The organism is Paenibacillus sp. NN59 (assembly GCF_057597225.1).
The window spans coordinates 709,815-731,395 of record NZ_CP199678.1 but is presented as its reverse complement, the minus strand read 5'-3'; the positions used below and the strand labels follow the sequence as shown (position 1 = coordinate 731,395).

The following is a 21,581-nucleotide window of genomic DNA, read 5'->3' as shown; positions in this document are numbered from 1 at the left end:
TAGAGCCCTCCGGGGCTCTTTTTTTATACACATAGGACAATGCGTCCCAAGAATACACTGTTGAGACAGAGCAAAGGTAATTGGACGAAGAGCGGGTTCGAAAAATAATCTGAAAGATTGGAGGTATAACGCATATGAACTGCGATGGATACGGTCATCTGCTTCCTCTACGGACGCTGGAAGAAATCCGTTTCTGGAAAGAGCAAGAGAAAGAACATACGCTCATCATTCGCACACTGGTTCCTGACCTTGAGCCCTCCTACGTTAAACTTCTGGAAGAATGGGAATCAGCCTTTGCGTACAGTGAGCGAGTGGCGAATCAGTTGATAAAACAGCTGTTGCCTGCAACCCAGCCGCCTGCCCCCTATATCATGCGAAGTATCGATCAACTCGTCCAGACAGCAAAACATCAGTCCAAAGAGTTTATCAAGCAGCTTTATATTATGCTGGAGCAAAGTGCAGCGGTGCGTGCGGTCCCACTTGCTCAAACCTTCATCTTGCATATCATCCGCGAATCGGAGTATTTCCTGGGGGTATTAGAAACCCTGAGCCAGCCCGGCATTCTGCGTGAAACAGAACCACCCTCATCGATGTTGCTAGAGAATGCACTACACAACATTAACTCCAAAGTCGCCCAAGACACACGTCTAGAAGCAGCGGAGTCACAAGCATCTTTAGCCGGGCAAACCAATGCCAATGGTTCCCTTGCCGCATCTGCACAGGTACAATCGTCGTCACTCCAACCATCAACGGCTGGGACGTCTCCTGCGGAAACGCTGCCTGCATCTGCCCCGGTAAGAGAAAAGCCGGTTCCTATTGGCGGACACACGTTACCTCCCCTCCCTTACGCGTATAATGCGCTGGAACCGCACATTGACGAGCTGACAATGCGCATTCATCATGACAAGCACCATCAGTCCTATGTGGACGGTTTGAACGTTGCGGAGAAGAAACTCGCCGAATCCCGGAAAAAGAATAATTTTGAGCTCATCAAACATTGGGAACGAGAGCTAGCTTTTAATGGAGCAGGACATTATCTGCATACCATCTTCTGGACCATTATGAACCCAGCAGGCGGCGGCAAGCCTACCGGAATGCTTGCAGAGCAGATCAAACGTGATTTTGGCAGCTATGAAGCATTCAAAAATCAATTTACCGAGGCAGCTAACAAGGTGGAAGGTAGCGGCTGGGCAATGCTGGTCTGGAGTCCGCGAGCACATCGTTTGGAAATTTTGCAGGCTGAAAAACATCAAAATCTGTCCCAATCGGATATCGTTCCACTCCTGCCACTAGATGTATGGGAACATGCCTACTATCTCAAGCATCAAAACGAACGCAAAAAGTACATTGAAGACTGGTGGAATGTCATCTACTGGCCCGCTGTCGCTGAACGGTACGAAACCGCGCGCAAGCTCCTATGGCCGCCTTACTAAGGTAATCTGGTTCCAGCAAATATAAAAAGAGATATCTCCAGTCAAAGACTGAAAGATATCTCTTTGAAACGTGCTGGTCGTCAATCCTTTATGGATGCGGCCTGAATCGCTTGGTAAGCCCAATGGGTATCGGGTACATCCGACCAGGATTTTAGCGCTGTTGCTGCAGGCTGAAGACCAATCAATTTATTGATCATAGTCACTGCTTCAGCACGCGATACCAGTTTCTCAGGACGGAAGGTACCATCCGTATATCCTGTAAGAACTCCTGCAGCATCAAGCCGAGCGATCGCTTCCCGTGCCCAGTGTTGCTTCACATCCGTGAATGCAGTTGTTGCTTCGGATGTCACTGCTTGTTCAGCTTTCAGCAAATGTTGTAATACGCTCGCCATCTCTGCTCGTGTAATTCCTTGCCCCGGTTTGAAGCTACCGTCTGCGTAACCTGTGAAGTAACCGGCTTGAGTAGCAACAGAGATACTGTCATAAGCCCAGTGGCCAGCACTAACATCAGTAAATGATGCTTTACTCTCAGACTCTACAGTGCCTGTTACACGCGTAATGAGTGCCGCCATCTCGGCACGTGTTACGAACCACTCCGGTTGGAAACGACCATCTGCATAGCCGCGAATATAAGGTTTGGCTTTTGCCGTGTCATCAGCCCAGTCTTTGACCCGTACCACGGAAAAGGTACTGAACTGATCCACATTGATCTCGATGCCTTGCTGGTTATTATCTTTATTCAATGTCACTACTTTACCGTGTACCAGCTCTTTTGTTCCATTGCTGTGTTCGATATACACGCCAAGATCCGCTGGTTTCACACCTGCAAGCTGTTTGCTGTCTACCGGCAGGACAAGCGTTACAGGACGGCTTTGCAGATTCGTTTCAATCGTCATCGGACGTCCCAACACCTGAATTTCTTTGGTGCCGGCGAATTGAGTAATCGTCTCGTTAGCCAGCAATCGTTGTTCGATAGCCAGACGTGTCTCCTGTTTCTTTACAGGCACGAGACGGAAATATACATCATCTGTTCTGTCTTTCATAGATGTGGCTGGAATGGTTACTTTCACGTTTGGATTGGAAATAACCAACTCGATTCCTTGTTCAGTGAACAACTTAGTCGATTCCCGCGCTAGTTTCACGTCCCACTGAGAGACTTCATCTTTCGCATCTGGAATCAGAACAACAGCTGTACGTGAGCCGGTTTTCTTTAACTGATTAATAACCGACTGTGCTTTACCTGGATTTAATCCAAGCTCGTCTTTTATCGTACCATCTGTTCCACGAGTCCGGCTGATTTCCAAGGAATCAATGGTGGAGGCCAGCTCGCCATTTGCCACATCCACTTTAATAATCTCCTTCTGTGGAGTCGATGAAACCGGTGATGAAGGCGAAGAGCTAGATGGTGATGGAGAAGGTGTCACAACAACTTCTCCCCCACTATTGCCAGGAGATTGCGGTGTTACCGATGCGGATACTTTAAACTTTGACATTCCCGCGTTGCTTGAAGATCGAACAGCAAATACATAAGGTAGACCGCTCGTTAGATTTGAAACGGTATACTGCAATGTATCCATCGGCCCAGCTACTTTAGTCCAATTCTCAGGATCTTGTGGCGCAGTACTGCCCTGATACATATATACGACATAACCGTCTACCTCAGGTACACTATTCCAGTTTAACTGAACTTGTCCATTAATAACCTGCGGAGTTAGTGCCGCAGGTGCAGCAGGTAAACCAGGTGTGATCACGTTAGAGACGATATAATCGGACTGGGTATGATCATCGTTGAATGTAGATTTAACTGCAAAAACATAAGGCAATCCATTCGTCAAACCATGGATGACCTTTTCACCGTCTAACATACTTGTGATATCAATCCAGCTATCAGGATCAATTGGCTCTTTGGAACCTTGATACATATAAACAGCATCCGTAACGGAAGAGTCTGAACTCCAGCTAATCTTCGCTTGAGCATCACCAGCAACAGCCTTCACTTGGGAAGGAGTAACCGGTGAGCCTGCGCTAGTCTGATAAAGTTCACTCCCTAGGTCAACCAATTCATTGTTTGGCCCATCTGCTGTAAAATATATAAAGTGATCTGTAGAGGGTTGAAGGTGATTGAAATAGAGGTCTCTTTCCTCACCTGCCTGTAAATCAACATAGGTACCATTACTTAGGGCATTTTCCTTTATCGATGACAAATCTGGATTCGTATTTGCCCAATCCACCACCCTGTTATCATAATATAAACGTGCACTTTCCGTTAACTTCACTTTTAAGTTGAATGTTGTTGCAGTGAGTTTTCCATGAAGGGGATAATCTGGATCACCACCGACAAAATCTATTCCGACTGAAGCATGTGCTTTTCCTGAGAAATAAACGTTATTCGCCATACCAAGTGTTAACACAACCATCAAAAAGAATTTCATTGGACGAGACATCCATGAAAACTTGTTTTGCACTGACTTTCTCATCGTATAAACCTTCCCTTCCTTGTAGGCTTTTTGGATGAGTATAACAATGTATTCTGAACATTTTCTGAACATAATACGACATGGTTCATGCTTTATAGATGTTATCTGACTCAAAAATGAAATCCACGCAAAAAAAAGCGAACCTCTCATTAGAGATTCGCCTCAATATCGACTTCATATTACAATCCATACATAACATACATATGTTAAGAAGCACAGCCCTCGCACGCTACATAGTTGTCGCCAACCTGTTTGCTGATGGCGATCAGATCGCCCAGTTTGATATCGGACTCTTCTGTGAACTCCAGATCGGCAATACGTGCCACAATCAGGGCAGCCGCCTCTTCTTTACTTGTTGCCATTTGGCTGAATTCTGATTTTTCACCTGTTGAAATGACTTCATACAGGTATGTATATCGCAATGTTTCCACTCTAAATCCTCTCCTTCCGAAATCACATCATACCATCTCTCTTCACCAATTCCAAGCCTATTGATAAAGAACTCAGTCGTAGCGCTGTTTCATCTGTTCTGCCGTCCGCAACACATCATCCGCATCAACAGAAAGCACCCGTTCTGTCGCTGCATGAGGATACCTGTTGCGCAATGTGCGTACCAGCGAAGCCGTATACGCAGCCGTGGAAGGCACCCCTGCCAGCTCCTGCAGACTTGCCATAGTTCCATGCTTTACCTCAGGATATCCTTCAGCTATCCCTCCCGAGGCCTCTTCATAGAATTTACGCACCTCCGCAGCAAGCCGATCCCCCTGACCTTCCACAATGATAAATGCCGTGATGATGTACGCTTTGGCCTGACGCCGCTGAGCAATACCGCAAAATTTCAATCCACCCACGCTGACATCATAATCCCCAGGACAGAACGCCCCCTGTACTTCTCCTGTCTGCGCCTGAGTTGACCAAGGAGTTAACGACTCGGCAATGATCGAAGCCATCTCGCGAAAATCGTCATGAATATTAATTGCGTGCCCTGGATTGGGCAAGATCAGCGACACGTTCACAACACCCGGATTCAACGGAACTGCGGCCCCACCAGAAGGCCGTACACATACGGCTGTCCCCTGACCTTTGATAACATCCATCGCTTCGACTGCCCGCGGCAGCCTTCGGTCGCGTAAGCCGGCCACAAAAGCATCTGGGTGTCGCCATATATGAGCAACAGGCAGATGGCCTGCTCCCACACGTCTGCACATCACTTCTTCCCATGCAAAAGCATCAAGTACACTGCTGCCAAGGCGCATAAGCGGTGTCTCCCAAATTTGCAAACGCAGCGATGAATGCTGCTCAGCGGATATTCTTTGTACAGTCAACTCGCTCTTCTCTGACTCAGGCAGTTGGTTGAATTGGGAAGGTATATTCATCGTCCATAACCTCCGACTATCGAATTCATATGTAGTTTCAGTCCCTCCGACAAATACGAAAAAAAATGCCCTATATAAATAAGCCGGTTCCCCAAAGGAACTCGGCTTATTTATAATTACTCTTTGACCAGAGACAGAAACTCCGCACGCTGTGCAGGGTTATCACGGAAAGATCCACGTACAGCAGACGTTACCGTCTTACTGCCCGGTTTCTTCACGCCGCGGGAGCACATGCACAAGTGCTCACCTTCTACGACAACCATCACACCATGCGGTGCAACTGCTTCGGTCAAGATGTCCGCAATCTGCGATGTAATACGTTCCTGTACTTGAAGACGGCGTGTTACCGCTTCAACCAGGCGTGCCATTTTGCTTAGACCCACAATTTTCCCGCTTGGTATATAGCCAATATGGACTTTACCAAAGAACGGTGCCATATGGTGCTCGCACTGGCTGTAGTACACGATATCTTTCACGATGACCAGCTCTTCGTGATTCTCGTCAAAGGTGACACCCAGCACGTCACGGGGATCCACTTCATATCCACCAAAAATCTCTTCGTACATCCGGGTTACACGCGCAGGCGTTTCCAGAAGCCCTTCACGTGTGCTATCTTCTCCGATCAATTTGAGAATTTGTTCGACATGATACTCGATCTTCTCCCGATTGTCGGATACTTTGGAATTCAAATAATCTTTCACGCCAGCCACTGCCAAGCGCCTCCTTTCGAACCACATCCTGCAAGCGATTTAATCACCCACAGCTATTATTTTCGGCGGCCCGAGTTTTTACGCGCAGGATGTTGAGTCGGCTGAGGCATTTTTGCGCCTGGTTGCTGGTTCTTCATCATCTGCTGGGCACGCTGCATTTGCTTGCCATTCAGGTTATAGCCCATTTGCTTCGCCATTTTCTGTAACATGTCAGGGTCGCTTTGCATTTTCTCAAGCTGTTTACGCAGGTAGAACACCCCGATGAAAAATCCACCGACCAGACCCACAATCAATGTAATAATCGGTATTACAATATCCATCTCTTAGACACCTCTGTATGCAATATGCAATCTTAAAAAACGGATGATCTGTGCTTGTACACATCATGAATGATGAAGATTAATACCATGATGCAAACATAACACCGACCGGATTTCCTGAGAATTATCATAGCATTTCCACACGTCCTGAGCAAACGCATTTTCCAGTTATATCACTTACGTCAGTACTCCTTCAATAAAGATCGTGTTCTGTTTGGCCAAATCAATCTCAACAACATCCAGCGAATAACGCGTGTTGCCGTGAGCCACCCGAATAACCGGTCTTCCTGGCAGCCCGCGGTGCTGGCGGACAATGACGCCGGTCTCTTTCGTAGACAGCCGAACAGCAGTCCCGTTAGGATATACGGATACACTTTTATTAAACTCAATCAGAATATCGCGATCCAGCTTCGTTCCGGACATCGCCATCATTGCCTCACACGCTTCATGGGGAAGCATGTTGCTGCCTGACAGACCGTTAATGAGATTATCATAGATGTTGGCTGCACTTACAATTTTGGCAAAAAGATGGATGTCCTTCCCTCTGATTCCCCTTGGTGTACCACTGCCGTCCTCATGTTCATGATGTTGAAGTGCAGTGTGCGCAACGAGCAGACTGAACTCACGCTTGTTCTTGATCACTTCAAAGCCACGCCATGTGTGATGCAGCTTTGAAGTAGGAACAGTACCCGGAGGCTCGCCTACTTTCCCAATATCATGTAAAAGGGCACCTACAGCCAGATCCTTGAGCTGATTGTAGTTAAGCCCCATATTCAGCCCAATAACCGAAGACAACAAACAAACATTCATCGCATGAACATATTGTGCATTGTCTTGGGTTCGGATATCGGTTAACTGCACCAGCAATTCTCGCCCGTTTAGCACATCATTCAATAATTTGTCTATGCTAAGCGCGACTTTCTTCGGACTCCAGTCTTTCCCGGACCGTACCGCTTCCAGCGTAACGCTCATCTCATTGATAATGGCCCTTTTCGTGGCTTCATCCAGAATATCTTCTGTATCCACATCTTTATACGCTTCATCCTGGATGTACAGCGTGGTTACCCCGATACGCTTCAGCGTATTGACCATAAACACGGTGAGCTGGACTCCGGCAGACAACAACACTGTCCCATTACTGGAATACACCGTCTTGCCCAAAATTTCCCCCGCCTCCACGCTTTCCACGTTTACATACTTCATGAACGTCCCCCGCTCTTACGATTACTGCTCCAATGTGAGCAATTGCTCCTTGGTTTGCAGACCGCCTACGTAACCTACCAGAGTGCCATCTTTACCGCTCAATCGATGACAAGGAATAATAATCGGGATTGGGTTCTTGCTAATAGCATCCAAAACTGCACGTATAGCCTTGGGCCTGCCGATCTTTTCCGCAACCTCTTGGTGGGTTAAGGCTTCTCCATAAGATATATCGGACAGAACCTCCCAAACTTGTAGCTGGAATGCAGTACCATACTGCTTAAGCTGCAAGTCAAATGTCGTTCTTTCCCCAGCAAAATACTGCACTAGCTGCCCCGCAGCTTCGCTGAGCTTCTCTTCGTTTTTCTCATATCGGTATTCACCGACCCACGTACGGGCCCATTGTTGCAGATGAGCTTCCCGAACATGAAAAGCGCCAAAATCGATATGACACAGTCCCTCATCCGTTGCACATAAGGTAAGTGTCCCGATCGGTGTCAACACCTCATCATAATACACAGGTTTGCCGTGAAGCCCGGTTACTGCAGATGGCTTCCATGCAGCTGCTTCGGATCTGCCCGAGGCGACGGACTGCTCAGGCTCACCGTCACTTTCACTTTTAATAACGTTCGCAGTCCGCTGTGTCTCCTCCCCGAACTCCGTATCTCTTGCCTGAGAAAAAGAGGCTGCTTGTGTGTATTGCACAGCTTCCACTGTATCTGCTTGTTGTTTCTTCACTTGCTCCGCCTGCGGTCGATCGGGTAAGGTCTCGGACGATAATAATCTCTCCTCGGCCTTCTGCAGCATACTTAGCACGTTCCCATCTTGTTCGATCGCGGCAGCTTCCCCAATAGCTCTCATGGCGTCTTCTCCTCCAATTCTGCTCAGCGCCCAGGCGGCGGTCCCCCGCAGCTCCGGACGCGGATCACGCTTCAGTACCTGCGTTAACTTCGGTACAGCGCTTTTGTCTTTGAAATTGCCCAGTGCAATGACCGCATTGCGCTGGATCGGCTTTTTGCCCCGCCAAGCGGCAGAGCTTTGACCGAAACGTTCTTTGAATTCACGGTTACCGATATCCAGCAGCGGCAACAGCAAAGGCTTTACAACCTCCGGATCGGGATGAAACTCGGGATGATGATCCCAATTTTTGCCCCGATTCTTCGGACATACAATCTGACATGTATCACAACCGTACAGACGGTTGCCTATTTTCAACATAAACTCTTCATCTAAGAACCCTTTTGTCTGGGTCAGAAAAGATATACAACGCTGCGCGTTCAATTGGCCAGGGCCAACCAGCGCACCTGTAGGACAGGCATCAATGCATTTCGTGCATTCCCCGCAATCCTCAGTGACGGGAGTATCTGGCGGGAACGGAATGTTCGTGACAAGCTCCCCAAGGAATATCCACGAACCGAATTTGGGCGATATAATCGAGCAGTTCTTGGCACTGAACCCAATCCCCGCCCGTTGGGAGACGGCGCGATCCACGAGCGCACCTGTGTCCACCATACTTTCAATGATCGCTTCCGGTACGCGTTCACGGATGAAATTCACCAGCTTGTCCATCGCTGCGCGAAGCACCTGGTGATAATCCTGCCCCCAAGCCGAACGAGCAAAAATGCCGCGGTACGCGCCAGGCTCCGACTTCGGCGGATTGACCATTTTGGACGGATAAGCTACAGCTATGGCGATCAGGGAAGCTGGCTCGCTATCCGGGAGGGCGGGATGCACTCTTTTATCAATATCCGGTTCTTCAAATCCTGACGCATATCCCTTATCCCGAGATTGCTCCAGCAATGACTTCAGAGAGATGAAGGGGTCCGCTGAAGCAAATCCAATATCATCTATACCCATTTCCGGGCCTGCCGCCTTGATCTCCTGCTTTAACGCTTCCCATACGGAGGCGGCCTGTGCTGCCCCGGTCCGTACGTTCGTCATTGTTCTTCCCTCTTTTCTATAAGGCACGTAATCTCGTTATCTTTAAACAATGAACGCCCGCCTCACTTAAGAGACCAGGCGCTGAACTATAACGATATAAGTCTTGCATACGATTTAAATGTAAAGTCTACGTGCCTGTATGGTTAAACGCAAATTGCGCTTCGAAGTTGTTGTGGTCCAACATTTTACAGCTTTTTCATCTCGGAGAATGGCCAAAAAATAAACTCGGCTTTACCGACGATCTCGCTGGAAGTTATACTCCCAAACACACGGCTGTCCTTGCTTTTGCCTTCATGACGATTATCTCCCATGACGAAGAAATGATCCGATGCCAGGGTAAGCGGCCCAAAATCAGGGTCCTGTACCTCAATGTCGGTGTAACTCTCTGCCTGCTGAATACCATTTACATATAGATGATGGTCTTTGACCTCAATTGTATCTCCAGGAAGTCCAACGATTCGTTTCACCAGAAAATCTTTCTTGCCTGCATCTTCACTCGGATCACGAAGAACGATCACATCCGACCGGGCCGGTTCACCGAAATGATAGACCATCTTGTTCACAAACAGACGATCAGACTCGACCAGCGTGGGTTGCATAGACTGTCCTTTGACCATCGACAGATTGAATACAAACAGGTTAAGCAGCATCATGATCACAAAAGCCACCACAATGGTCTTCACCCAGTCCCACAATTCGGCTGACCAGGACTTCCCTGCCTGCTTGGGGACAGGCTTCTGATTTTGCTCCTCAAACGTCGAATGCTCCATAGAAGGCATATTAGAATTCAAAGAGACACCTCATTTATCAGTTTGTAGATTTATCGTATAACCTTGGTCGTACTCCTTTTCAGTCTACTCTATTTGCAAGAGCGAAACAATTGGAGATGCCCACCAGCATACAGACAATTACAATCTTTTATACACGCTTTGGGAAAAAGGAAACAGGATGCATATCATTCCCTTCCTCCTCATACAAATAGAAAGGCATATCTCTCACGCCATGATGCGTGAACAGATATGCCTAATATGAAATGAAAATCCCTTTATTTCTTTGTCTAACTACACCGAATTTACCTACATCGATTAAGCCTTGGACAAAATACTAAGTTTCTGAAAAGCACTCAGAATCTTATTGGCCCCATATCCCATTGCTTCATACAAAGGCATGGCTGCTTTGTTGTGCTCATCACCAGCCACCCAAATCTGGCTGACTTTACGCTGCTGGAACCGCTGTTCCATAGCCTCGACAAGTGTTTTACCGACGCCGCGGCGACGATAGTCTGGATGAACCGCAATACGGTAGATACAACCCTGGTTTTGATCAATCGTACCAATCAAAGCGCCCACGAGGTCTCCCTCTTCTTCCGCAACCATGATCAGGTCAGAATCCCATGACAATTGACGGGCAAACGGGCCCATCGTGTTCTCATAACACTCTTCCGATAGTGCAACCTGGAGAAGCTCCGTCATCTGGCTTGCATCACTCAACTGAAAGGAACGAACGTGCATGTTTTAAATCTCCCTTTTCGTTAGCTTAGATGAGGTTTTACCAAAAAGGGAATCCCCTTTTACCAAAAACCCGATGTTCATATAATGACAAAAAACGAGAAAATACCGCTTCTTCGTCAATTAAACCATACTTTTCTCCATAAAACACGCATTTTCTTCTGAAAGCGCTTTATTGTAAACGTTTACATTGATTCCGCTTTAATTTTAACGATTTTTCCCGTCGAAATCTCATAATTTTATTCATAATGGGTAAAATATGTTTGTTATCTCTGGCCTCGCTTTTGATTAACGGTTCGGGGGACTTAATAAACAAAAATGTTGATTAATTATCCCGAATGCGGTTTAATAATAATGGCAAGGGTATTATTACATATGTACCTTAACAACAAATCACAAAATCTCAGGAGGTATTTCACTATGGCTTTTCAATTACCAGCACTTCCTTACGCTAACGATGCACTGGAACCACATATCGATGCACAAACGATGGAAATCCACCACGATCGCCATCACAACACTTACGTAACTAACTTGAACGCAGCTCTGGAAAGCGCTCCTGAACTGCAAAACAAAAGCTTGGAAGATCTGATCGCTAACCTGGACAGCGTGCCAGAAAGCATCCGCACAGCGGTTCGTAACAACGGTGGCGGACATGCTAACCACAGCTTGTTCTGGGAAATCATTGGACCAAACGGCGGCGGCGCACCAACAGGTGACATCGCAGCAGCAATCGACAGCGAACTGGGCGGCTTTGACAAGTTCAAAGAAGACTTCGCTAAAGCAGCTACAACTCGTTTCGGCTCTGGCTGGGCATGGCTCGTTGTAGGCAAAGATGGCAAATTGTCCATCACTAGCACACCTAACCAAGACAGCCCGCTCTTCGAAGGTCTGACTCCAGTTCTGGGTCTGGACGTATGGGAGCACGCTTACTACCTGAAATATCAAAACAAACGTCCTGATTACATCGGTGCATTCTGGAACGTAATCAACTGGGATGAAGTAAACAAACGTTACGCAGCAGCGAAATAAGACGCTGTTCGAATAAAAGAGCCTGAATCGATCCTTGTGATCGATTCAGGCTCTTTTTTGTTTATTGCTCCGTTGCCTCATCATAGGCTCCAGCAAAATAGTTGCGAAGAAGCTTCAGAAATACATTAGGGAACGCCAGCTTCTCCATATCCTCCGGGCCGATCCATTGATAAGTGAGGCCATCGCCTTTGCCTGTCATCGCTTCCTGCGCCGCTTGAGCGGCGGTGGATGAAGATGATTCTGCAGCTGGGGCTGATTCTGCCATTGATGCCGCCTGTGCATGATAGGCGGCTCTGGCTTCCGCGGCGATCAGCGGAAGCTCACTGCTCTGGTCCTGCTCGGTGCACTTGTACACCTGTAGGCTCCAGACAATGTGGCTGAACACATGCTCCGCATGGGTAGCCAGCCCTTCCGGGCGGGCAGCGAAGCCTTCCGCCCACAGACTGCCGGCCAACAAAGCCATGGCCGGCTCATCCGCCAGCGGCGCTGCCGCCTTACCTGCTGCGGCAGGCGCCGCCAGCACATGCGGCAGCTCCCACATCCGGGCCAGCAGGCCTGTCTCTGGGCGCTGGCGCACAAGCACACGGCCGCGATGAGCACCGCGGCCTTCCACCAGGGCAACAAGCCGCTGCTCAGGGCGTGGCGGCTTCGCTTTGGTCTTGACCGGCAACGTAAGCTCCCTTCCGGCAATTCTGCCGGAACATTGCTCCATCACCGGGCAAGTCAAGCAATGCGGCGCTTTGGGTGTACATACCAGCGCGCCAAGCTCCATCAGCGCCTGATTGAAGTCACGCGCTCGCCCTTCCGGAATGAGCTCTCCCGCGAGCTCTTCCATCAAAACCCGGGTGCTACCCTTCATAATATCCTCATCAATGAGGAAATATCGGGACAGCACCCGCATGACGTTGCCGTCCACCGCTGGTTGTGGCTGGTTGAAGGCAATGCTGAGGATAGCGCCGGCTGTATACGGGCCGACTCCTTTTAATGCAAAGACGCTCTGCTTGTCCTGCGGCATCTCTCCGCCATGCAGCTCCATAACTTGCCTTGCTGCTGCCTGAAGGTTACGCGCTCTTGAATAATATCCGAGCCCTTCCCAATTTTTCAGCACCTCTTCCTCCGGTGCCTCGGCAAGAGCCTGGACGGTCGGGAAATTCCCGATAAATCGGTTAAAATACGGAATCACCGTATCTACACGCGTCTGTTGCAACATAATCTCCGAAACCCAAGTAAAATACGGATTGTTGTGGCGACGCCACGGCAAATCCCGACGATTAATCATGTACCAATCCAGCAGATTCACGCTGAAATGTCGTTTCTGTTCTTGTAAACCCATATGCCCTTCCTTTCCTGTACACACGTTTCTCCCGATTTCAGCGAGAGGCAATTCCTCGCCTCATTTTAAATGACGCATCTATACGTATATCACTCAAGCGGTTCACCCGCGCCCTGCTCAATGATCGCGAATGCCGCGGCCAGCTCCGTCTGATGTGTAATGCTTAGATGGATCTGGTATCTCTGACCACACGGTAGCCGAAGCCGCTCCCAGGCCTGACTGGACAAAGTAGCGACTGGACGACCGGACGGATCTGGCAACACTTCGATATCATGAAAACCCATGACAGCGCCGATCCCGCATCCGAATGCTTTGGATACCGCCTCTTTGGCCGCAAAACGCCCGGATACAAACTCCGCCATCCGTTTCCCGCGCCTAGCTGCAATTTCCTGTTCAGCCGGAGTTAAAATACGCTTCATAAATGCCTCTGCCTGGCGGCCAGACAGCAACCTGCGTAACCGTTCTATCTCTAATACATCGTTGCCAATGCCATATATCATAACGATTCACCCGCTTAATCTTTTAGGCTATAAAAGATAATCTTTAGTAATCCTTACTTCAACGAATCCATAGCTTTCCGAACACATATTCTATTGTAGCAGGAGGCGTGCATGGATGCGAGTACCTGTTATCCGCGTTTCCACTTTTGCTAAAATTTTCTCCCTACGAAATGGCGGTAAGATAGAACAACAAAAAGAGCCGCTGCTCAAGGCATTGACTCTTTTTGTTAGCAACGACTCATTTGCAAAATGAAGTACGCTACTCGATTACACTTTTAAATCCCCAACCTTAGATACCAGGAATCGCATTACGTTTGTGATGTGTGCGTGTGTAAAAGGCCTCCAAACGCTCTTGCGCAGCCGGGTCAATCTGCTTGCCTTCAAGGTAATCACTGTTCGCCTCGTATGAGATGCCCAGCTCGTCCTCATCCGTTTGCCCTTCCCATAGTCCGGCCGAAGGTGCTTTGTCCAGAATGGATTGCGGCACTTTCAGGTAAGCAGCCAGCTGACGAACCTGACGTTTGTTGAGAGTGCTCAGTGGTGTGATATCCACGGCTCCGTCGCCCCATTTGGTGTAAAAGCCCGTAATCGCTTCGGATGCATGATCCGTACCTACGACCAGCAGGTTTTCTTCAAAAGAAAGCGCATATTGCATCACCATACGTGTTCTTGCTTTCACATTGCCCTTGCCTTGATGAGTCATATGACGCGGACTGCCAAGAGATTTGAAGCCCTGCTCTACTTCCAGCGCGATTTCATTCACGGCATCCTCGATGTTTGTTTCCACAACATGCTTCAGATCGTATGCTTTGGCTACAGCATAACTATCCTGGATATCTGCTTGCTCTCCATAAGGCTGGAACACACCCAGCGTTTTGTACTCTTGATTGTTTTCCGCGGTAAGCTCGTCCGTAGCTTGTTTGCAAAGTGCCGTTGCCACAGCACTGTCAATACCGCCGCTAATGGCGATCAGCAATCCTTTGGTACCGGAATTTTTGACATACGTCTTCAGAAAATCCACACGCTTGCGTACTTCCTCAGCTTCATTAATACTCGGTTTAACCTTCAATTCAGCGATGATCTGTTGTTGCAAACTCATCGTTCGTACACCCCGTTTCTACTAAAATAGAATTTTGATGCTCGTTTGAAAGGTATGTTGATGTCCAGCTAGAAAGGTTCGAATGGTTCAATAACCTGATCTGTCCAAAATGAAACGCCCCGGCATCGGGCATCCGAAGTGCGGGGCGTTCTATGAAGCGGATTAACGGCAGTAACGTTCAAACGCACTTGTCAGGTCAGCCGCGATTTCCTCTGCAGAACGATCTTCCACTTGGTGACGCTCGATAAAGTGAACGAGTTCTCCGTCTTTCAGCAAAGCGATGGACGGTGAGGATGGCGGGTATGGTGCAAAGAATTCACGCGCTTTCGCCGTAGCTTCCTTGTCTTGACCAGCAAATACGGTGTAGAGATGATCTGGTGTTAAATCGTTCTGAAGTGCTTGAGCAACCCCTGGACGACATTGACCTGCTGCACATCCGCATACAGAGTTAATTACAACCAGTGCTGTTCCTTTAGCATCAGGCAAGCTTGCTTCAACCTCTTCCGGTGTACGCAGCTCCTGGATTCCCAGACGAGTCAGCTCATCCCGCATTGGCTGAACCATATCTCTCATGTATTGATCAAATGACATCGACATTCAGTTTCACTCCTTATAATGGTTGTTCTATGATCTCGTTTGAAGAGTTAGAGGACAATAGCTATGCACCAACGAATGCGTCCATATCGAAAAAAATGGATACACGCTGTGCTATTCCTATTATACATCCCCATGCAATGAAAGCAAGGTTCAGACAACACCTGCGGAACAGCTTTCTCTCACTTATTATGGCTTATGGTCTGGCAAAATATGCTGATGAGCTAACACTGGAAGGCAACTTTAAAGGTCGTTCCCTGTCCTTCTTCAGATTCAACGGTAATTGTGCCATTATGGCGTTCGACAATGCTCAGACACATGGATAATCCCAGTCCGGTTCCTTTAGCTTTGGTTGTATAGAATGGTTCAAATAGCTTTTCCTGCTTCACTGGTGGTATTCCCGGCCCTGTATCGTGTACACACAGTTCCACCCGGTCATCAACCATCCGTGTTTCCAAGGTAAGCACACCTTTTTCCGTCATGGCTTCCATTCCATTACGAGCAAGATTCAATACGACTTGTTTAATTTCTTTTGCATTCAGATGTAGCTTCGGCACATTATGGGCCAGCATCAGTTCGATGCTCTGACCTCGCAGATTGGCGTCTGCCCATAACAAAGGACTTAGCTCATGAATGATATCGTGTAATTGTGATTCTTCTTTTTCTGCTATACGGTTCTGAGCCAGGGACAGAAAATCATTGATAATGCTGTTGGCTCTGTCCAATTCCTCCATAACGATCCGATAATAATGATTCAGGGATTCAGGACTCTTTTCCTGCATTAACTGGAGGAACCCTCGCACCACAGCCATCGGGTTGCGCACCTCATGCGTGATGCTCGCCGCCATCTGTCCCACCAAGCTTAGACGATCCACATTATCAAGTTCGCTACGCAACATCTCAAGCTCGGTAACATCCTGAATAGTGATCATAGCTCCCGAGACTTCCTTCGAGCCTTTTGCAGCATAAGCATAGATCGGCACCGTTCGGGAAAGAAATACATGCGATCCGTATCGCACGGTCAGCACACTTACTTCACCATGAACAACCGCTTGCTGAATACTGTGTTCCATCTTATCCGCCTGTTCTTGCTCGACAAATTGACTGGCGTGCTGCCCAATCAAGTTATGTGCTGATGTGCATGGAAGCTGTTCTTTTGCCGTTTGTTTCATCAGTTCGTTTACAAACACAACTTTGCCTTCGACATCTACCGTGGCTATAGAAAGAGGTACTGCATTCAAAATCTGGTGCAGTTTCTCCGTTTCACTTATGTAATGGTGATGTTCTTCAGATAGTTGCTGTTCCATTCCGCGATAACGTCCCATCCGATCCAGCCACAGCTGGCTCATGCCCCCAGCAGCCAGTGCACCTGCTGTATATCCAAGTGCTGACAAAATCAGATGAAGCTTGGAATATGTGGTGTAAGGATAGACATAAACCACCCATAACAGACTCGCAACAGCTAGTTCAGCGGTAATCAACGCGATGACCGTATTCATTTTGCGTGAACACGTATTATGCTTGAATCGTTTGGCAGACAACCATACAATAGGATAGAGAAGTATTCCCGTATGAAGAAGAAATCCGTACAGATCATAGGGATGTGCTAATAGAAAATAGAAGAGAATATGTAGAATAGACAAGGCAGCGCCTATGTGGGCTTTACAATATAGAATCGCAAGAGTAACCGGGATGATACTCAGGGATATAGGAACGGTCTCGGAACCTACAGATAATGCAAAAATCAGACAGAGTAACATACTGATGACACTTGTTGCAGCAAAGCTGAAATTGACTTTACCTGCATGATCCATCCGCATGACCTGTTGTTTGGAGAGACCCAAATATAATAAGGGAATCAGGAATACTGCCGATCCGGCCAGCAGTACTTGTAAAAGAATGTCCTTTAACGCAACCACAATGTCATCTCCTCCTCTGCCTGTACATTCCCTCATTTAATTCTGATTAAAACATAGGCGACAGCTTATTACAATATATCGCTTAAGACTGCAAAATAGAACACCGAATCACCCTGTCTGATTTCAGAAAGAGGCAGTAACAGACATTGTCTATAAAAAACAGACAAAATCAATCAAAAAGAAGGTAATTATGTATGTATGACGTTATCGTAATAGGTGGCGGTTCCGCTGGTCTGATGGCTTGTGTGGCAGCTGCCGAGCACGGAGCATCTGTGCTGTTGCTGGACAAAGGGGATCAATTAGGCCGCAAACTGGGCATCTCCGGCGGAGGACGCTGCAATGTAACCAATGCCAAAGAAACGGATGAGCTTATTCGACATATTCCGGGTAATGGACGTTTTTTATATAGCTCGTTTCAAAATCTGGACAACCAGGGCATCATGCGTTTTTTTGAAAATCTCGGCATTGCCTTGAAAGAAGAAGACAACGGAAGAATGTTCCCTGTCACGGACAAAGCCAAGACGGTTGTTGATGCGCTTGTCGGGAAAATTGTTTCTCTTGGCGTCGAGATTCGTACGAAAGAACCTGTTAAAGAGCTTATTCATAACGGTCAGCAAGTGCAAGGTGTTAAGCTCGCTTCAGGCAAAATCATTCACGGCCGCTCCGTCATTATTGCAACAGGCGGCAAATCCGTGCCGCAAACCGGTTCCACAGGTGACGGATATCCTTGGGCTGAGGCGGCTGGTCATACTATCACAGAATTGTATCCAACCGAGGTGCCGATCGTATCTGGAGAGAGCTGGATTCAGTCCAAGGAATTACAGGGCTTGTCTCTTCGTGACATTGCCCTGTCCGTACTCGATGCCAAAGGCAAAACTGTCATTTCTCACCGTGGAGATATGCTCTTCACCCATTTTGGTGTATCCGGCCCGGTTGCCCTACGCTGCAGTCAGTTTATTCGCAAAGTTCAGATGAAATCAGGGAATACACAGGTCACCATGAGTATCGACCTCTTCCCTGACTTTACCCCTGCCGCGCTGGAAGCACAAGTGAAGCAAGGCCTAGAGCAGGAGTCACGCAAGGCTGTCAAAAATATTTTGAAAACATGGGTGCCAGAGCGTCTGATTCCACTATTGATGAAACGCGCGGAGATCGGGGATGACCTGACATTTCACCATTTCCCTAAAGGTATGTTAAACCATCTGTGCGAACTGATGAAATCCTTCACCTTCCGCGTTGACGGCACAAGATCACTTAAAGAAGCCTTTGTTACCGGAGGTGGAGTTCACTTAAAGGAAATATACCCTAAAACAATGGAATCCAAGCTGCTGCCCGGACTATTCTTTTGCGGAGAAGTACTCGATATTCACGGTTATACCGGAGGTTATAACATTACCGCTGCATTCTCTACAGGGTATACTGCGGGCATGCATGCCGCGGAGTACAGACATGTTAATGCGTAGGTAAGCTGGTGGTTGGTGTTCTGCTTTTTGCTTTCGGCGTTCATGGTCGGGACAAGTGCCTGTGCCACGCGATGTTGACATACAGGATCAAGGGCCAGTGCATGGAGTGATCGAATTGTGTCTGGGGCAGACTGTTGTGGTGAAATGTTGCTTGCCATCTCTCAGGTATCGGTGTTGTATGCACGTTGCAGACGTGGCTTTAATGTGCACATCAATATGTTGCCTGTGTCGGTTGTTGTGGTTCGGTGCGGTGCGATGCTGGTAGTTGGCGAGTCGCTTTACGCATGGTTCAGCGCTAACGATCACCACGAACCTTATTCCGTGGAAATTAATCATTTTTAAATTCTAACGATCACCAGGAACGCTATTTGGCACCAAACAGGCCTTTACAGCTTGAAATGAGCCATTTCTACTAAAATAACGTCTCTGGCGGTTCAACCCCTTAATATTGGACACTAGCTAGCTTTTTCTCAGATTGATGCATCATAATGCAATGGATTTGGGCTCTATGGTTCCTTCGTTGACCAGGCGCAGGTAATCTGTCGGCGACCAGTCGTGTAGACTGCCGTGAATACGGTCTTTGTTGTAATAACGGATATAACGGTCTACCTCGGAAAAGGCTTCTTCGTAGCTTTCGAAACAATGTCGCTGGTAACACTCACGTTCCAGAACACTATGAAACGATTCAATAAAAGCATTTTTATTCGGTGTTCGAACGGGTGTCCGCTCATGCTCTAAACCTGCTTCTTCACAGAAGTTATAAAACGCTTTGCTTATAAACTGAGGGCCGTTATCGGTACGAATCACGAGCTTTGGCTCGGTCTTAGGGATACGTCGCGTTACCATAGCCTGCCGGAGCGTATGCAGGATGCTCTGCGTGTCGCAGGCTTTACCGCGATGGTGAGCGACGATTCGACGATCAAAAACATCAATAATACTTGCGAGGAAAAAGTGCCGGCGTTTCCCCGCAACATAACCGTACTTGATATCCATCTGCCACAATTGGTTAGGCCCATCTACCGTTCGGTTATTAGCTACTTTTCTCGGTACGGTATGGATTTGTTCGCGCTGAGGGAGAAGGATACTGAGAGACTTACAGAGCCGATATACTTTCTTTTTGTTAATTACCAGATTGTACTTTCGGCGTAACAACACGGTTAGTTTTCGGTAGCCAAACGCTGCATTTGGCCCTTGAATCAAACGACGAAGAAACCCGACAATCCGAGTGTCCGAAATACGATTCCCTTGCTGGTTGTAAGAGTATCCAGGGATTTTTCGTCCGCTACTTATGGGTTGCTGGCGTTCAGGGTGTTTCAAGTGATAATAATATGTTGAGCGAGGAACATCGCAGATCCGGAGCACCGTACGGACAGGATATCCTCGCTCAATCCAACCTATCGCGGTTTGTAGTCGGGATACTTTTTTTTAACGAGATCCTTAAGAATCTGGTTTTCTAATTCTTTTGCGCCAAGAAGTTTCAAAGCTTCATTGTATTTCTCCTGTAATTCTTGATAGTTGGCTGCATCTTGCTGTATTTGTTGTGTTTCTTTTTGTTTTTTAGCCACCAGTTCCCCCACCTCATCTTCGTATTGACGAACCCAAGTCGTCAGCGTTTTAGGAGACATGCCGTACTTTCGTGCCACGACCTCTGTCCGGAGGCCAGAAAGCACCTCTACGACATACTCCTTTTTCGCCTCAACTGGGCATCTAAATCGTCTTTTCATGAACACTCTCCTCATTTCATTTAGTGTATCTGAGGTAGCTTTGAGTGTCCAATTGGATTAGGGGGCTTTAAAGCTGGAGATCGTTAGAGTTTCAAACACCTCTAAATCGAGCAAATAGCGTTCTCTGTGATCGTTAGAAAATGTTCAGATACAGCGATAACCCATGGGACACTCACTCAACCTGCATCATTGGCTTGTACCAAAAAGGCACCCTACATGTCATTATCAATGACCGAAGGGGTGCCTTTTGCTTTGCTTGATACTTTTTACAGCTCCAAGGTAAGTTTCAGATGAACCCTGCAGTTTGCTGCGATAGGTACGGGGGAAATGTATTCGTGTGTGCAGTTTTTCCTCAAGCTTTAACGCTACCGGAAAATCCATCCGCCGAGTCATCATAAACAGGATCATCACTATAATTATGTTCGCCCTGGTCTACTCCTTGATCAACGTTTTGACCGTAATTTACCGTTTGGCTTGCGCCGCGTGCATAGCCTTCGTTCCAGTCCTCATTCACCAGATGTGCCGGAATGGATACGTTTTGGAACTGATCCAGTTGATCAACAGAAGAAGCAAACACCGCACTCCCTCCATGTGATTGCACAATCTCTACTGCGGATTGCGGGTCCTGCCGATCCGTCGGAATATATAATTCAAGTGGTGCAGATTGATATGGCTTATAGCCTAATTCCTCCAAGGTTGCTTTTGCCTCAAACAGTGCCGAAGGATCGGAAAAATGTACTTGAAGCTCACCGTTATCCATCATGCTCAACTTCTCCTCACTATAGATATTTCTAACCTCAGTCCGTGAAACCTATTGAAAATCAAAACATCCATGAATCCAGAGATACATAAACAGGACGACCTAATATTCATGTGCTTCACATTCCTTTTCTTCTATAGCATGGGCAGTTCAACCAAGTGATATGCGCCTCGGATAGCAAATTCCTTTCAA

General features: G+C 47.6%; 22 protein-coding genes. 5 read left to right on the top strand and 17 right to left on the bottom strand.

The genetic code is table 11. The features are described 5' to 3' along the window. The first annotated feature begins 134 nt into the window (after positions 1-134). Positions 135-1,433: a Fe-Mn family superoxide dismutase gene (locus ACT89M_RS03360; RefSeq protein WP_308723487.1), complete on the top strand. Its 1,299-nt coding sequence runs from the start codon at positions 135-137 to the stop codon at positions 1,431-1,433. 80 nt (positions 1,434-1,513) lie between these two features. Here the strand turns inward: ACT89M_RS03360 and ACT89M_RS03355 are convergent, their stop codons facing one another. The 9 genes from ACT89M_RS03355 to ACT89M_RS03315 all read right to left on the bottom strand — a co-directional run bounded on the left by ACT89M_RS03355 (position 1,514) and on the right by ACT89M_RS03315 (position 10,968). Beyond that, positions 1,514-3,910: an S-layer homology domain-containing protein gene (locus tag ACT89M_RS03355; RefSeq protein ID WP_308723486.1), complete on the bottom strand. Its 2,397-nt coding sequence runs from the start codon at positions 3,908-3,910 to the stop codon at positions 1,514-1,516. A 206-nt stretch (positions 3,911-4,116) separates the two neighbouring features. Further along, positions 4,117-4,341 carry a hypothetical protein gene (locus ACT89M_RS03350; RefSeq protein ID WP_090924575.1) on the bottom strand — a complete coding sequence of 75 codons (225 nt, stop codon included), beginning with the start codon at positions 4,339-4,341 and terminating at the stop codon, positions 4,117-4,119. Between the two features lie 72 nt (positions 4,342-4,413). Continuing rightward, complete coding sequence (locus ACT89M_RS03345) at positions 4,414-5,166, bottom strand: lipoate--protein ligase family protein (protein ID WP_373323335.1); 753 nt, start codon at positions 5,164-5,166, stop codon at positions 4,414-4,416. A gap of 236 nt (positions 5,167-5,402) precedes the next feature. Further along, positions 5,403-5,996, bottom strand: coding sequence for a GTP cyclohydrolase I FolE (folE, locus tag ACT89M_RS03340; RefSeq protein ID WP_090924577.1), 594 nt, complete (start codon positions 5,994-5,996; stop codon positions 5,403-5,405). Positions 5,997-6,052: 56 nt separating this feature from the next. After that, a complete protein-coding gene (locus tag ACT89M_RS03335; RefSeq protein ID WP_090924578.1) occupies positions 6,053-6,316 on the bottom strand; it encodes a YneF family protein in 264 nt (87 codons plus the stop codon). A gap of 177 nt (positions 6,317-6,493) precedes the next feature. Further along, positions 6,494-7,519, bottom strand: a complete 1,026-nt coding sequence (locus ACT89M_RS03330; RefSeq protein ID WP_090924579.1) for an HD-GYP domain-containing protein — start codon at positions 7,517-7,519, stop codon at positions 6,494-6,496. Positions 7,520-7,540: 21 nt separating this feature from the next. Continuing rightward, positions 7,541-9,457: a tRNA epoxyqueuosine(34) reductase QueG gene (gene queG / locus ACT89M_RS03325; protein WP_308723484.1), complete on the bottom strand. Its 1,917-nt coding sequence runs from the start codon at positions 9,455-9,457 to the stop codon at positions 7,541-7,543. Positions 9,458-9,642: 185 nt separating this feature from the next. Further along, positions 9,643-10,227, bottom strand: a complete 585-nt coding sequence (gene lepB / locus ACT89M_RS03320; RefSeq protein ID WP_186812458.1) for a signal peptidase I — start codon at positions 10,225-10,227, stop codon at positions 9,643-9,645. A gap of 315 nt (positions 10,228-10,542) precedes the next feature. Beyond that, positions 10,543-10,968, bottom strand: a complete 426-nt coding sequence (locus ACT89M_RS03315; RefSeq protein ID WP_090924581.1) for a GNAT family N-acetyltransferase — start codon at positions 10,966-10,968, stop codon at positions 10,543-10,545. Between the two features lie 417 nt (positions 10,969-11,385). Here ACT89M_RS03315 and ACT89M_RS03310 point away from each other — a divergent pair, with 417 nt between their 5' ends. Further along, positions 11,386-11,997 (top strand): superoxide dismutase, encoded by a 612-nt coding sequence (locus ACT89M_RS03310; protein WP_123066845.1) that lies wholly within the window; start codon positions 11,386-11,388, stop codon positions 11,995-11,997. 61 nt (positions 11,998-12,058) lie between these two features. Here the strand turns inward: ACT89M_RS03310 and mutY are convergent, their stop codons facing one another. Both mutY and acpS read right to left on the bottom strand, forming a co-directional pair. Next, positions 12,059-13,330: an A/G-specific adenine glycosylase gene (gene mutY, locus ACT89M_RS03305; protein WP_221791452.1), complete on the bottom strand. Its 1,272-nt coding sequence runs from the start codon at positions 13,328-13,330 to the stop codon at positions 12,059-12,061. An 89-nt stretch (positions 13,331-13,419) separates the two neighbouring features. Beyond that, positions 13,420-13,830 (bottom strand): holo-ACP synthase, encoded by a 411-nt coding sequence (gene acpS / locus ACT89M_RS03300; protein WP_308723483.1) that lies wholly within the window; start codon positions 13,828-13,830, stop codon positions 13,420-13,422. A gap of 115 nt (positions 13,831-13,945) precedes the next feature. On the opposite strand from acpS, the gene ACT89M_RS03295 reads away from it, so the two are divergent. After that, the gene (locus ACT89M_RS03295; protein ID WP_308723482.1) at positions 13,946-14,083 is read left to right on the top strand and encodes a hypothetical protein; all 138 of its coding nucleotides are present in this window, start codon (positions 13,946-13,948) and stop codon (positions 14,081-14,083) included. Between the two features lie 36 nt (positions 14,084-14,119). Here ACT89M_RS03295 and nadE read toward each other — a convergent pair whose 3' ends face one another. From nadE to ACT89M_RS03280, 3 genes are all read right to left on the bottom strand, one after another. Further along, entirely contained in the window at positions 14,120-14,929 is an 810-nt protein-coding gene (gene nadE / locus ACT89M_RS03290; RefSeq protein WP_090924930.1) for an NAD(+) synthase, read from the bottom strand. A gap of 162 nt (positions 14,930-15,091) precedes the next feature. Further along, the gene (locus ACT89M_RS03285) at positions 15,092-15,526 is read right to left on the bottom strand and encodes a BrxA/BrxB family bacilliredoxin (RefSeq protein ID WP_090924929.1); all 435 of its coding nucleotides are present in this window, start codon (positions 15,524-15,526) and stop codon (positions 15,092-15,094) included. Between the two features lie 221 nt (positions 15,527-15,747). Next, positions 15,748-17,442 (bottom strand): two-component system sensor histidine kinase NtrB, encoded by a 1,695-nt coding sequence (locus tag ACT89M_RS03280; RefSeq protein ID WP_186809851.1) that lies wholly within the window; start codon positions 17,440-17,442, stop codon positions 15,748-15,750. A gap of 194 nt (positions 17,443-17,636) precedes the next feature. Between ACT89M_RS03280 and ACT89M_RS03275 the strand changes: the two genes are divergently transcribed. After that, positions 17,637-18,905, top strand: coding sequence for a BaiN/RdsA family NAD(P)/FAD-dependent oxidoreductase (locus ACT89M_RS03275; protein WP_154891892.1), 1,269 nt, complete (start codon positions 17,637-17,639; stop codon positions 18,903-18,905). A gap of 117 nt (positions 18,906-19,022) precedes the next feature. Beyond that, complete coding sequence (locus ACT89M_RS03270; protein ID WP_341181552.1) at positions 19,023-19,247, top strand: hypothetical protein; 225 nt, start codon at positions 19,023-19,025, stop codon at positions 19,245-19,247. A gap of 141 nt (positions 19,248-19,388) precedes the next feature. On the opposite strand, the gene ACT89M_RS03265 is transcribed toward ACT89M_RS03270, so the two are convergent. The 3 genes from ACT89M_RS03265 to ACT89M_RS03255 all read right to left on the bottom strand — a co-directional run bounded on the left by ACT89M_RS03265 (position 19,389) and on the right by ACT89M_RS03255 (position 21,392). Further along, the gene (locus tag ACT89M_RS03265) at positions 19,389-20,294 is read right to left on the bottom strand and encodes an IS3 family transposase (protein ID WP_308723561.1); all 906 of its coding nucleotides are present in this window, start codon (positions 20,292-20,294) and stop codon (positions 19,389-19,391) included. 5 nt (positions 20,295-20,299) lie between these two features. Further along, positions 20,300-20,629, bottom strand: a complete 330-nt coding sequence (locus ACT89M_RS03260; protein ID WP_221789174.1) for a transposase — start codon at positions 20,627-20,629, stop codon at positions 20,300-20,302. 352 nt (positions 20,630-20,981) lie between these two features. Beyond that, the gene (locus tag ACT89M_RS03255) at positions 20,982-21,392 is read right to left on the bottom strand and encodes a hypothetical protein (RefSeq protein ID WP_154892191.1); all 411 of its coding nucleotides are present in this window, start codon (positions 21,390-21,392) and stop codon (positions 20,982-20,984) included. Positions 21,393-21,581: the final 189 nt, after the last annotated feature.

What these genes read in the sequence shown, in the direction of transcription:
- ACT89M_RS03275 (WP_154891892.1), top strand. Translation starts at nt 17,637, where the DNA reads ATGTATGACGTTATCGTAATAGGTGGCGGTTCCGCTGGTCTGATGGCT.
- ACT89M_RS03295 (WP_308723482.1), top strand. Translation starts at nt 13,946, where the DNA reads ATGCGAGTACCTGTTATCCGCGTTTCCACTTTTGCTAAAATTTTCTCC.
- ACT89M_RS03260 (WP_221789174.1), bottom strand. Translation starts at nt 20,629, where the DNA reads ATGAAAAGACGATTTAGATGCCCAGTTGAGGCGAAAAAGGAGTATGTC.
- ACT89M_RS03355 (WP_308723486.1), bottom strand. Translation starts at nt 3,910, where the DNA reads ATGAGAAAGTCAGTGCAAAACAAGTTTTCATGGATGTCTCGTCCAATG.
- lepB (WP_186812458.1), bottom strand. Translation starts at nt 10,227, where the DNA reads ATGGAGCATTCGACGTTTGAGGAGCAAAATCAGAAGCCTGTCCCCAAG.
- ACT89M_RS03315 (WP_090924581.1), bottom strand. Translation starts at nt 10,968, where the DNA reads ATGCACGTTCGTTCCTTTCAGTTGAGTGATGCAAGCCAGATGACGGAG.
- ACT89M_RS03330 (WP_090924579.1), bottom strand. Translation starts at nt 7,519, where the DNA reads ATGAAGTATGTAAACGTGGAAAGCGTGGAGGCGGGGGAAATTTTGGGC.
- ACT89M_RS03285 (WP_090924929.1), bottom strand. Translation starts at nt 15,526, where the DNA reads ATGTCGATGTCATTTGATCAATACATGAGAGATATGGTTCAGCCAATG.
- ACT89M_RS03310 (WP_123066845.1), top strand. Translation starts at nt 11,386, where the DNA reads ATGGCTTTTCAATTACCAGCACTTCCTTACGCTAACGATGCACTGGAA.
- acpS (WP_308723483.1), bottom strand. Translation starts at nt 13,830, where the DNA reads ATGATATATGGCATTGGCAACGATGTATTAGAGATAGAACGGTTACGC.
- mutY (WP_221791452.1), bottom strand. Translation starts at nt 13,330, where the DNA reads ATGGGTTTACAAGAACAGAAACGACATTTCAGCGTGAATCTGCTGGAT.
- ACT89M_RS03335 (WP_090924578.1), bottom strand. Translation starts at nt 6,316, where the DNA reads ATGGATATTGTAATACCGATTATTACATTGATTGTGGGTCTGGTCGGT.
- ACT89M_RS03255 (WP_154892191.1), bottom strand. Translation starts at nt 21,392, where the DNA reads ATGATGGATAACGGTGAGCTTCAAGTACATTTTTCCGATCCTTCGGCA.
- ACT89M_RS03345 (WP_373323335.1), bottom strand. Translation starts at nt 5,166, where the DNA reads ATGCGCCTTGGCAGCAGTGTACTTGATGCTTTTGCATGGGAAGAAGTG.
- nadE (WP_090924930.1), bottom strand. Translation starts at nt 14,929, where the DNA reads ATGAGTTTGCAACAACAGATCATCGCTGAATTGAAGGTTAAACCGAGT.
- queG (WP_308723484.1), bottom strand. Translation starts at nt 9,457, where the DNA reads ATGACGAACGTACGGACCGGGGCAGCACAGGCCGCCTCCGTATGGGAA.
- ACT89M_RS03360 (WP_308723487.1), top strand. Translation starts at nt 135, where the DNA reads ATGAACTGCGATGGATACGGTCATCTGCTTCCTCTACGGACGCTGGAA.